This is a genomic window from Pseudomonas vanderleydeniana, assembly GCF_014268755.2.
Lineage (GTDB): Bacteria > Pseudomonadota > Gammaproteobacteria > Pseudomonadales > Pseudomonadaceae > Aquipseudomonas > Aquipseudomonas vanderleydeniana.
This window is the reverse complement of record NZ_CP077093.1, coordinates 1421417-1433065: the sequence shown is the minus strand read 5'-3', so window position 1 is coordinate 1433065 and position 11649 is coordinate 1421417. Positions and strand designations below refer to the sequence as shown.

General features: G+C 62.9%; 10 protein-coding genes. 1 reads left to right on the top strand and 9 read right to left on the bottom strand.

Features of this window, described 5'->3' with window-relative positions:
• The first annotated feature begins 104 nt into the window (after positions 1-104).
• A complete protein-coding gene (leuA, locus tag HU752_RS06380; RefSeq protein WP_186680980.1) occupies positions 105-1787 on the top strand; it encodes a 2-isopropylmalate synthase in 1683 nt (560 codons plus the stop codon).
• A gap of 197 nt (positions 1788-1984) precedes the next feature.
• Here the strand turns inward: leuA and HU752_RS06375 are convergent, their stop codons facing one another.
• From HU752_RS06375 to pilW, 9 genes are all read right to left on the bottom strand, one after another.
• Positions 1985-2776, bottom strand: coding sequence for an amidohydrolase (locus HU752_RS06375; protein WP_186680982.1), 792 nt, complete (start codon positions 2774-2776; stop codon positions 1985-1987).
• Positions 2764-3912 carry a pyridoxal phosphate-dependent aminotransferase gene (locus HU752_RS06370; RefSeq protein ID WP_186680984.1) on the bottom strand — a complete coding sequence of 383 codons (1149 nt, stop codon included), beginning with the start codon at positions 3910-3912 and terminating at the stop codon, positions 2764-2766. The genes HU752_RS06375 and HU752_RS06370 overlap by 13 nt, the downstream gene beginning before the upstream one ends.
• Before the next feature lie 114 nt (positions 3913-4026).
• Positions 4027-5496 carry a ribosome biogenesis GTPase Der gene (gene der, locus HU752_RS06365; protein WP_186680986.1) on the bottom strand — a complete coding sequence of 490 codons (1470 nt, stop codon included), beginning with the start codon at positions 5494-5496 and terminating at the stop codon, positions 4027-4029.
• A 137-nt stretch (positions 5497-5633) separates the two neighbouring features.
• Positions 5634-6785: an outer membrane protein assembly factor BamB gene (gene bamB / locus HU752_RS06360; protein WP_186680988.1), complete on the bottom strand. Its 1152-nt coding sequence runs from the start codon at positions 6783-6785 to the stop codon at positions 5634-5636.
• Positions 6778-7419, bottom strand: coding sequence for a tetratricopeptide repeat protein (locus tag HU752_RS06355; protein ID WP_186680990.1), 642 nt, complete (start codon positions 7417-7419; stop codon positions 6778-6780). Before HU752_RS06355 ends, bamB begins: the two co-directional genes overlap by 8 nt.
• A gap of 41 nt (positions 7420-7460) precedes the next feature.
• The gene (gene hisS, locus HU752_RS06350) at positions 7461-8750 is read right to left on the bottom strand and encodes a histidine--tRNA ligase (RefSeq protein ID WP_186680992.1); all 1290 of its coding nucleotides are present in this window, start codon (positions 8748-8750) and stop codon (positions 7461-7463) included.
• A 22-nt stretch (positions 8751-8772) separates the two neighbouring features.
• A complete protein-coding gene (gene ispG, locus HU752_RS06345; RefSeq protein ID WP_186680994.1) occupies positions 8773-9882 on the bottom strand; it encodes a flavodoxin-dependent (E)-4-hydroxy-3-methylbut-2-enyl-diphosphate synthase in 1110 nt (369 codons plus the stop codon).
• Between the two features lie 3 nt (positions 9883-9885).
• Positions 9886-10890, bottom strand: a complete 1005-nt coding sequence (locus HU752_RS06340; RefSeq protein ID WP_186680996.1) for a RodZ domain-containing protein — start codon at positions 10888-10890, stop codon at positions 9886-9888.
• Positions 10890-11648: a type IV pilus biogenesis/stability protein PilW gene (gene pilW / locus HU752_RS06335; RefSeq protein ID WP_186680998.1), complete on the bottom strand. Its 759-nt coding sequence runs from the start codon at positions 11646-11648 to the stop codon at positions 10890-10892. Before pilW ends, HU752_RS06340 begins: the two co-directional genes overlap by 1 nt.
• Position 11649: the final 1 nt, after the last annotated feature.

The following is an 11649-nucleotide window of genomic DNA, read 5'->3' as shown; positions in this document are numbered from 1 at the left end:
ACGACTGCCGGGCTGAATCGCGGTGCCTCATCCCCAGGCTTTTTCCTGACAACGCTACACCGGCTGGCCGCCTCTTTTCGGCCCTGACAAACAAGGAATTCCCCATGAGCATGCTCAAAGACCCGTCTTCGAAATACCGCCCGTTCCCGGTCATCAACCTGCCTGACCGCACCTGGCCGTCGAAAACCATCACCGCCGCGCCGATCTGGTGCAGCTCCGACCTGCGCGACGGCAACCAGTCGCTGATCGAGCCGATGGATTCCGCGAAGAAACTGCGCTTCTGGAAAACCCTGGTCAGCGTCGGCGTCAAGGAAATCGAGGCGTCCTTCCCGGCTGCGTCGCAGACCGACTTCGACTTCGTACGTACCCTGATCGAAGATGGCCACATCCCGGACGACACCACCATCCAGGTGCTGACCCAGGCCCGTGAAGACCTGATCGCCCGTACCTTCGAATCCCTGCGCGGCGCCAAGAAGGCCATCGTGCACCTGTACAACGCCACCAGCCCGTCGTTCCGCCGCATCGTCTTCAACCAGGACCAGCAGGGCGTGAAGGACATCGCGGTGAACGCGGCCAAGCTGTTCGTCAAGTACGCCGCCCAGCAGCCGGACACCCAGTGGCAGTTCGAATACTCGCCGGAAACCTTCAGCGCCACCGAGCTGGAGTTCGCCAAGGAAGTCTGCGACGCCGTGGTCGAAGTGTGGAATGCCACGCCCGAGAACAAGGTGATCCTCAACCTGCCTGCTACCGTTGAGGTGGCTACGCCAAACGTCTACGCCGACCAGATCGAGTGGTTCCACCGCAACATCAACCGTCGTGACAGCGTGATCATCAGCCTGCACACCCACAATGACCGTGGCACCGGCGTGGCCGCCACCGAGCTGGGCCTGATGGCCGGCGCCGACCGCGTCGAAGGCTGCCTGTTCGGCAACGGCGAGCGTACCGGCAACGTCGACCTGGTCACCGTGGCCCTGAACATGTACACCCAGGGTCTCGACCCGCAACTGGACTTCTCCGATATCGACGGCGTGCGCAAGGTGGTCGAGGAGTGCAACCAGATTCCGGTGCACCCACGTCACCCGTATGTCGGCGACCTGGTGCACACCGCGTTCTCCGGCTCGCACCAGGACGCGATCCGCAAGGGCTTCGCCCAGCAGCAGGCGGATGCCCTGTGGGAAGTGCCTTACCTGCCGATCGACCCGGCCGACATCGGCCGCAGCTACGAGGCGGTGATCCGCGTCAACAGCCAGTCGGGCAAGGGCGGTATCGCCTACCTGCTGGAGCAGGAGTACGGTATCAGCCTGCCACGTCGCATGCAGATCGAGTTCAGCCAGGTCGTTCAGCGCGAAACCGATCGCCTGGGCCTGGAAATGACCGCCCAGCAGATCCACGCCCTGCTGCACAGCGAGTACCTGCAAGCCAACACCCCGTATGCGCTGGTCAGCCATCGCCTGCAGGAAGAGAACGGCAACAGCAGTGTCGAAGTCGAAGTCGCGAGCAAGGGCCAGGGCGAAACCAACCTGCACTGGCGCGGCAAGGGCAATGGCGCCCTGGAAGCCCTGGTGGCCGGCCTGCCGGTTCCGGTGGAAATCATGGACTACAACGAACACGCCATCGGCGCAGGCACCAACGCCAAGGCGGCGGCCTACATCGAGCTGCGTGTGAACGGCGAACGTGCGGTGCACGGCGTGGGTATCGATGAAAACATCACCACAGCCAGCTTCAAGGCGGTGTTCAGTGCGCTGAACCGCTCGCTGAGCCAGACCCAGGCCAGCAAGGCCGCGTAAGCGTCCGTCGCAACGAAAAAGGCCCCGGGGTGAGAACCTCGGGGCCTTTTTTCAGGGTGGGATTTTTGTCGAGTCAAAGGGCCCTTTCGCGGGCAAGCCGCGCTCCTACAGAGGGTGGGGTGTATGAAAATTTGCGTACACACGGCCCTGTAGGAGCGTGGCTTGCCCGCGAAAGGGCCTGCCTGCCGACCACCGAATCAGGTGAACTCGAAGGTATCGGCATCCAGGTTGGCCGGAAAGCGCTCGCGGTAGGCGGCCAGCTCGGCGGCACTCAGGCTGACCTGGAACACGCCGTCCGCCTCCCCTGCCCCCAACAGCGACTCACCCTGGAAATCCAGTACCTGGCTGTCGCCGGTGTACGAGAAACCCTTGCCATCGGTCCCCACCCGGTTCACCGCCGCCACATAGCACAGGTTCTCGATCGCCCGCGCCGGCAACAGCCGGTTCCAGTGCAGGCGTCGAGCCCCCGGCCAGTTCGCGGTATAGAGCAACAGATCGGTGTCATGGGCATCCCGGCTCCACACCGGGAAGCGCAGGTCATAGCAGATCAGCGGACGTACCCGCCAACCCTTGAGCTCAAACTGCACCTGGCGTTCGCCCGGCGTGTAGTGGTTGTGCTCACCGGCCATGCGGAACAGGTGGCGCTTGTCGTAGTGCCAGACCTCACCATCCGGACGCGCCCACAACAGGCGGTTGCGATGACTGCCATCAGCGGCATGCACGATCACGCTGCCGGTGATCACCGCATCGAGCTTTTTCGCCTGGCAACGCAACCATTTGGTGGTCGGACCATTCTCAGGCTCGGCCAGGGTCTTGGACTCCATGGAGAAACCGGTGGTGAACATCTCCGGCAGGATGACCAGGTCGGCACCACGGGCCTGCTCGAGCAGCACCTCGAAATGCTCCAGGTTGGCCTGGCGGTCATGCCAGGCCAGGGATGTCTGCACCAGGGCCAGCTTGAGGTCGGGCAACGTACTCAGATCACGCATAGTTTTTCCGCCGCTTCACGCAGCGTCTCCTCGCGCTTGGCAAAACACAGGCGAACCAGTCGCTGGCCTTCGGGCGGGGTCTGGTAGAACACCGACACCGGGATCGCCGCCACGCCATGTTCACGGGTCATCCACATCGCCATGTCGACATCGTTCAGGTCCGGACGGATCTGCGAGTAGTCGACCAGTTGGAAGTAGGTACCCGCCACGCGCTTGAAACTGAAGCGCGACTGGCTGAGCAGGTCGCAGAACAGGTCGCGTTTCTGCTGGTAGAACGCCGGCAGGCGCTGTACATGCCCGGGATCCGCCTCCATGTAGTCGGCCAGGGCGTACTGCAGCGGGGTCACCCCACAGAAACTGACGTACTGGTGCACCTTGCGCAGTTCGGCACTCAAGGCCGGCGGCGCGATCACATAGCCGGTCTTCCAGCCAGTGACGTGATAGGTCTTGCCGAACGAGCTGACGACGAAGGCACGCTGGTAAAGCGCCTCGTGGGCCAGGACGCTGGCATGCGGCACATCGTCGTAGACCAGGTGCTCATAGACCTCGTCGCTGACCAGGTAGATGTCCCGGTCGGCGATCAGCGTTGCCAACTGGTCCAGCTCGGCATGGCTGATCAGTGCACCGCTCGGGTTGTGTGGCGTATTGAGGATGATCATCCGGGTCCGCGGGCTGAGCGCAGCCTGGAGTTTCTGCCAGTCGATGGCAAAGTCGTCGAGACCCAGTTGCACGTGGACGCAACGCCCACCGGCCAGTTCCACCGAGGGCTCGTAGCTGTCATAGCAGGGGTCGAAGACGATGACTTCATCACCTGGCTGGATCACCGCCTGGATCGCACAGAAGATCGCCTGGGTCGCCCCCGGTGTGATGGTCACTTCGGCATCGGCATTCACGTGGACGCCATAACAGGTGAAGACCTTCGCCGCCACCTGCTGGCGCAGGGCTGGCAGGCCGGTCATCGGCGCATACTGGTTGTGGCCGCTGGCGACATGCCGGCCAACCGCATCGCGCAAGGCCTGCGGGCCATCGAAGTCAGGGAAGCCCTGGGACAGGTTCAGCGCACCGGTTTCCGCGGCGAGCTGGGACATCCGGGTGAAGATGGTGGTGCCGACATTCGGCAACTTGCTGGTGATCATGGGGCCGTTTTCCCTGCTGAACATCCGGCTCTACACGGCACGGGAGGGTTCGAGGATAACGTATCCACCAGGCATGAAAAAGGGCGCCATGGGCGCCCTTTCCAGAGTCCGGGATCAGCGCTTGTCGCGGCGCTTCTTCTCGGCTTTCTTGTGGTGCGACATCAGGCGACGCTTCTTGTTGACCTGGCGGTCGGTCAGCGTGTTCTTCTTGCCTTCGAACGGGTTATCACCGCCCTTGAACTCGATACGAATCGGCGTACCGACCAGCTTCAGCACGCGGCGGTAGGTGTTTTCCAGGTAGCGTACATACGAGTTCGGCACCTTCTCGACCTGGTTGCCGTGGATCACGATCAGCGGCGGGTTGGCGCCACCGAGGTGGGCATAACGCAGCTTGATCCGGCGGTTGTTGACCATCGGTGGCGCGTGCTCGGACACCGCATCCTCGAGGATCTGGGTCAGGCGGCTGGTTGGCCAGCGGGTCACCGCCGACTTGAACGAGTTCTGCACCGACTGGTACAGGTTGCCCACGCCAGTGCCGTGCAGCGCCGAGATGAAGTGGATGTCGGCGAAGTCGACGAAGAACAGCCGGCGTTCCAGCTCGGTCTTCACGTAGTCGCGCTCGCCCGGGGTCATGCCGTCCCACTTGTTCAGGGCGATGACCAGCGCACGACCGGCCTCCAGGGCGAAGCCAAGCAGGTTCAGGTCGTGGTCGACCACGCCTTCGCGGGCGTCCATGACGAAGATCACCACGTTGGCGTCCTTGATCGCCTGCAGGGTCTTCACCACGGAGAACTTTTCGACTTCCTCGTGGATCTTGCCACGCTTGCGTACACCAGCGGTGTCGATCAGCGTGTACTTCTCCTCGTTGCGCTCGAACGGGATATAGATACTGTCGCGGGTGGTGCCTGGCTGGTCATAGACGATCACCCGGTCTTCACCGAGCATGCGGTTGACCAGGGTCGACTTGCCGACGTTCGGCCGACCGATGATGGCGATCTTGATACCATCCTTCTCGCTCGGACCCGGAATGCGCGTGGCCTCCTCGCCTTCGGCCACCTCTTCGGCCTCGCCCTCTTCAGGCTCCGCCTCGTCCCGCGGGAAGTCACCCAGAACGATTTCCAGCATCTGGTTGATGCCACGGCCGTGTGCACCGGCGATCGGCAACGCATCACCCAGGCCCATCGGGCTGAACTCGGCACGGGCCATGTCCGGATCGATGTTGTCGATCTTGTTGGCGACCACGTAGGAACGCTTGTTGCGCTTGCGCAGGTGCTCGCCGATCATCTGGTCGGCAGCGGTGTAGCCGGCCTTGGCATCCACCAGGAACAGCACGACATCGGCTTCTTCAATGGCCAGCAGCGACTGCTCGGCCATCTTCTCGTCCATGCCATGCTCGTCGCCGGAGATACCGCCGGTGTCGATCACAATGTAGGAACGCCCCTGCCACTTTGCCTCACCGTACTGGCGATCACGGGTCAGACCGGACAGGTCGCCGACGATGGCGTCACGGCTGCGGGTCAGGCGGTTGAACAGGGTGGACTTGCCGACGTTCGGTCGGCCCACCAGGGCGATTACGGGAACCATGCGGCTCTCCACTTCGTTATTTCAGAAAATACAAAAGCCGCTGCATGGCAGCGGCTGGTGCTCGGGGGGGCGGCACCCTTGGGCGCCGCAAACCTCGTCAGGCGAGGCCGCTCGGGGATTCCCCAAGCATAGTAGCCTTACTTGATGGTCAGGGCTTCCAGCTTGCCGCTGTTGCCATATACGTAAATCATGTCACCCACCACCAGCGGACGAACCCGCAGGCCGTCGCTGTCGATACGCTCGCGACCGACGAAGCGACCGTCCACCTGGCTCAGCAGGTGCAGGTAGCCTTCGAAGTCGCCGACCGCCACGTAGCTGGAGAACACTTCCGGTGCCGACAGCTGGCGACGTGCCAGGGAGTCGTTGCTCCAGATTGCGGTGGTGGAACGCTCGTCGACACCTTCGACGGTGCCCGAAGCCAGGGCAACGTAGACGCTGCCGAAGCCCTGGGCTACGCCAGCATAGCTGGACGCATCACGCTGCCAGAGGATCCGGCCGCTTTCCAGGTCCAGGGCAGCCATGCGGCCCTGGTAGCTGGCGACGTACAGGGTACCGCCGGACAACAGCAGGCCACCGTCGATATCGACCACGCGCTCCAGCTCGGAACGACCTTGTGGAATCGCCACACGGGTTTCCCAGGCCGGCACGCCGTTCTGGGTGTCCAGCGCAACGACCTTGCCGGTAGACAGGCCAGCCACCGCCAGGTGGTTGGTCACCAGCGGGGCACCGGTGCCACGCAGGGTCAGTACCGCCGGCGAGCTGTCGTACAGCCAGCGCTGGTTGCCGGTGGAGGCATCGAGGCCGATCACGCGGTCATCCTGGGTCTGGACCACCACCACGTCACCGTTGCTGGCCGGCGGAGCCAGCACCTCGCTGGTGACGCGAGCGCGCCATTTTTCTTCACCGCTGCTGGAATCCAGGGCAATGATCTCGCCCTTGAGCGTACCCAGCATCACCAGGCCATAGCCGACACCGACGCCACCGGATACCGGCAGCTCCAGGTCCTTCTTCCACTTCACGTCGCCGTTCATGCGGTCCATGGCCACCACGACGCCGCTGTCATCAGCCGCGTAGATGGTGTCGCCGTCAACCGCGGGAACCAGCTGGTTGTAGATCTTGCCCTGGCCATCGCCAATGGAGCGGCTCCACTGCTTCTGCAGAACCACTTCTTCCTTGAAGGAAGTCAGCTCGGCCGGTGGCAATTCCTTCTTGCTGTTGCTGCTGCAACCCGCGGCCAGAATGGCCAGGGCCAGCAATGCTGCATGTTTCCAACGGATCACGTCACGCATCCCCTTTGGCCAAGTCGTCGAGCTTGATTTGTAAGCCACCGACCGCCGCTTCATCGGAAAGCGCCGCCTTGGCCTTTTGGTACGCAGCATGGGCTTCATCGTTACGACCCAGTTGAACCAGCAGGTCCCCCTTGAGTTCTTCACGACTGGCCAGGAACGCCTTGTCGGTATCGCCGTCGAGCAGCTTCAGCGCCTCGTCGGCCTTGTTCTGGGCTGCCAGGACCTGGGCCAGGCGCTGACGCGCGACTTCACCCAGGGTGCTATTGACCGGTTTGTCGACCACACCCTTGAGTTCGGTGGCGGCGTCGTCCAGCTTGCCGGTGTCGACCGCGACCTTCGCGACGAACAGGCTGCCGTACTGCGCGTAGGCGCTACCGCCATACTGGGTATTGAGCTTGCCGGCCAGGTCGGCCACACGCGCCGGATCAGGCTTGCCATCAGGCGTCAGGGTGCTTTCCAGCAGCTCCTGATAGAGCACCGAGGCACCTTGCGACTGGTTGTTCTGGTACTTGTGCCAGGCTTGCCAGCCGAACACCACCACCAGCGCCAGCAGGCCGCCAGTGACCAGGGGTTTGCCGTTGCGCTGCCACCATTCCTTCAACTCGGCTACGTGATCTTCTTCGGAACTCGACACCCCAATACTCCTTATTCTCTAAATCGGCTGTTCTAACAGCTTCAACCCTGCACGACGCAGGTGGACAAGTGCTCGGAAAGAGCATCCCAGGCAATGCTTTGTTGCTCGCCCTGGCCACGCAGGGGTTTGAAACCTACCACTTGCTGAGCCAATTCGTCGTCACCGAGGATCAAGGCGTACAGCGCACCACTCTTGTCAGCTTTCTTGAACTGGCTCTTGAAGCTACCGGCACCGGCATTGATCTGCAAACGCAGGTTCGGCAACTGGTCGCGGACCTTCTCGCTGAGAGCCAGCGCGGCCAGCTCGGCAGCCTCGCCGAAGGCGCAGAGGTAGACGTCGACCTGGCGGGAAATTTCTTCCGGCACCTGCTCCAGGGTTTCCAGCAGCAGGATCAGACGCTCGATACCCATGGCGAAACCGACACCCGGGGTCGGCTTGCCGCCCATCTGCTCGACCAGGCCATCATAGCGGCCGCCGGCGCAGACGGTGCCCTGGGCGCCCAGCTTGTCGGTCACCCACTCGAACACGGTCTTGCTGTAATAGTCCAGGCCCCGGACCAGCTTGGGGTTGATCACGTACGGAATGCCGGCGGCATCGAGGCGGGCCTTGAGGCCGTCGAAATGCACGCGCGACTCTTCGTCGAGGTAGTCGGCCAGCTTCGGCGCGTCCACCAGCACCGCCTGGGTGTCGGCATTCTTGGTGTCGAGCACGCGCAGCGGGTTGGTCTTGAGGCGACGCTGGCTGTCTTCGTCCAGCTGCTCGAAACGCGCGGAAAGGTACTCCACCAGCGCTTCGCGGTAACGGCCACGGGACTCGCTGGTACCCAGGCTGTTGAGCTCCAGCTTGACCGCGTCCTGGATGCCCAGCAGGCCCCACAGGCGCCAGGTCAGCACGATCAGTTCGGCGTCGATGTCCGGACCGTCGATATTGAACACTTCGCAACCGATCTGGTGGAACTGGCGATAACGCCCCTTCTGCGGACGCTCGTGACGGAACATCGGGCCGATGTACCAGAGCTTCTGCTGCTGGCCACCACCGCTGATGCCATGCTCGAGTACCGCGCGGACACAGGCCGCGGTACCTTCCGGACGCAGGGTCAGGGAATCGCCGTTGCGATCCTCGAAGGTGTACATCTCTTTTTCGACGATGTCGGTCACTTCACCGATGGAGCGCTTGAACAGCTCGGTGAACTCGACGATCGGCATGCGGATCTGCTTGTAACCGTAGTTATCCAGCAAACGGGCGACGGTGCCCTCGAAATAACGCCACAGCGGCGTCTGCTCGGGCAGGATGTCGTTCATGCCACGAATGGCTTGCAGAGACTTGCTCACAGATATTCCTTAAATTCTTCGATCAGCCGCGGGCGATGACTGCCGCGTCAGCTTCGACCTTTTCGGCCGCCTTCTGCCGGATCAGCTTTTCCAGCTCATCCACCAGGTTGTCATTCGTCAGTTTCTGCGACGGCTTGCCGTCGATGTAGATCAGGTTGGGGGTGCCGCCGGTCAGGCCGACATGGGCCTCCTTGGCTTCACCGGGACCGTTCACCACACAGCCGATCACCGCGACATCCAGCGGTACCAGCAGGTCCTCCAGGCGCCCTTCCAGCTCGTTCATGGTCTTGACCACATCGAAGTTCTGCCGCGAGCAGCTCGGGCAGGCGATGAAGTTGATCCCACGGGACCGCAGGTGCAGGGACTTGAGAATGTCGTAGCCGACTTTCACTTCCTCGACCGGGTCGGCCGCCAACGAGATGCGAATAGTATCGCCAATCCCTTCGGCCAGCAGCATACCGAGGCCGACCGCCGATTTCACCGTACCCGAACGCAAACCGCCCGCTTCGGTGATGCCCAGGTGCAGCGGCTGGACGATTTCCTTGGCCAGCAGGCGGTAGGCTTCCACCGCCATGAACACGTCGGAAGCCTTCACGCTGACCTTGAAGTCCTGGAAGTTCAGGCGCTCCAGGTGCTCCACGTGGCGCAGAGCGGACTCTACCAGCGCTGCCGGGGTCGGCTCGCCGTACTTCTTCTGCAGATCCTTTTCCAGGGAGCCGGCGTTGACGCCGATACGGATCGGGATGCCACGGTCGCGGGCGGCATCGACCACCGCGCGCACCCGGTCTTCACGACCGATGTTGCCCGGGTTGATGCGCAGGCAGTCCACGCCCAGCTCGGCCACTCGCAGCGCGATCCTGTAGTCGAAGTGGATATCGGCAACCAGCGGTACCTTGACCTGCTGCTTGATCCGGCCGAAGGCTTCGGCCGCATCCATGTCCGGTACGGACACCCGGACGATGTCGACGCCAGCCGCTTCCAGGCGGTTGATCTGGGCGACCGTGGCCGCCACATCGTTGGTGTCGCTGTTGGTCATGCTCTGCACCGCGATAGGCGCATCGCCGCCTACCGGTACCGAGCCGACCCAGATTTTACGCGATTCGCGACGCTTGATTGGTGATTCGCCGTGCATGACTTATTGACCTAGCTTCAGGCGAGCAGTCTCGCCGCTGGTGAACGGGGCGACATCGACCGCCTGCCCGTTGTAGCTGACCTGTGCGCCCTTGGCATAGCCCAGGCGTACCGCAAACGGTGGCTTGCCACTGACTTCGAGCGAGTCGCCCTTGCGCTTGAGACCGCTGAACAGCACCTTGCCAGCGCCGTCGGTGACCTGGGTCCAGCAATCGGCGATAAAGGTCACGTGGACCTGCCCGGCACCAGCGACCGGCGCGCTGGTCGCGGCCGGGGCGCTCGGGGCGCCATTGACCGGGGCAGTTGGCGACACCGGCGAAACCGGGCTTGGCGCCGGCTGCGGTGGCACCACCAGCGATTGCGCCGCATGCGGCACCGGCACGACGGCCTGGGCGGCAGGGGCAGCCGGGGTGGTAGCCGGGGCCGGAACAGCGGCTTCAGCAGCAGGGGCGGCAGGCTCTGCCTCCGGATTGGATTGGTTCTGCGCGACAGCCTGGTCTTCCGGCTCGTCGATCGGATGAATCTGCGTGGTGCCGTCGGCGCTTTCGACTTCGACATGTTCCATGCTGATCGCCGCCTGGTCCTTGGTGCGCTGGCTGGTCTGGTCCTGCCACCAGACAAAGCCACCACCGATCACGGCAATGAGCAGCAACAAGCTGACAATTCGCAAAATGGTGTGGGAAACCCGCACGGGTTCCTCGATACGACCGAGGGCGTGAACATTACTGCCCTGTGAGTCGGTACCGGTGCACAGGTCGAACTGCTGCACCAGCACGGTCTGGTCCATGCCCAGCAACTTGGCGTAGGCACGGATGTAACCGCGGGCAAAGGTATGCCCCGGCAGCTTGTCGAAGGCGCCGGCCTCCAGGTTGCTCAGGGAGCTGCTGGTCAGGTTGAGCTTCAGGGCCACCTCGGCCAGCGTCCAACCATTGCTTTCGCGGGCCTGACGCAGGGTCTCACCGGGATTTTCGCGAGTGGCTGCTACAACTTCTGGATGCGCCGCTTTCATCATTGCTCCGACAGGTATTGCTGATATTCCGGCGTACCGGGATAGAGTCGTTTTAATTGCAGGCCGTAACTGGCGACCGTGTCGCGATCTTGGTAAATCTTCGCCAGGCGGATACCGAGCAACAGACTACGGGCATTCTGCTCGCTGAGCTTGCTGAACTGCTCGTAGTAGTCGCGCGCGGGCACATAATGCCTGTCTTCGTAAGACAACTCAGCCATTTCCAGCAATGCACGTGGCTGCTGGCGATTGAGTCGCAGGGATTTGTCCATGTTCTGCCGGGCCAGCTCGCGATCCCCCAGGGCCAGGGCGGTCAGGCCCAGGTTCTCGTAGACCCGCGAACGCTCGGGATACAGGCTGTCCGCGGCGGCCTGCTCGAAACGCTCATAGGCCTGCTTGTACTGCTTGCGCTCGTACAGGAAGCCACCGTAGTTGTTGAGAATGCGCGCATCGTTCGGACGGGAGGACAACGCCTTGCGAAAATGCTGGTCGGCCAGGTCCCATTCCATTTCGGCCTGGAACACCAGCGCCAGGGCGGCGTTGGCGTCGGCATCGGAGCTGTTGAGCTCCAGGGCCTTCTTCAGCGGGATCTTCGCCTGCTCGGTCTGGCCCTGCTGCAGGTAACCGATCCCCAGTTGCACATAAGCCGTGCGCGCCTCATCACGCCCCTTGCCGGTACTCATCGGATCGACATTGCCAGTCGAAACGCAGCCGGCCAACAGGCCGGCGAACAGTACGGGGAGCGCTACGCGCAGGGTCATG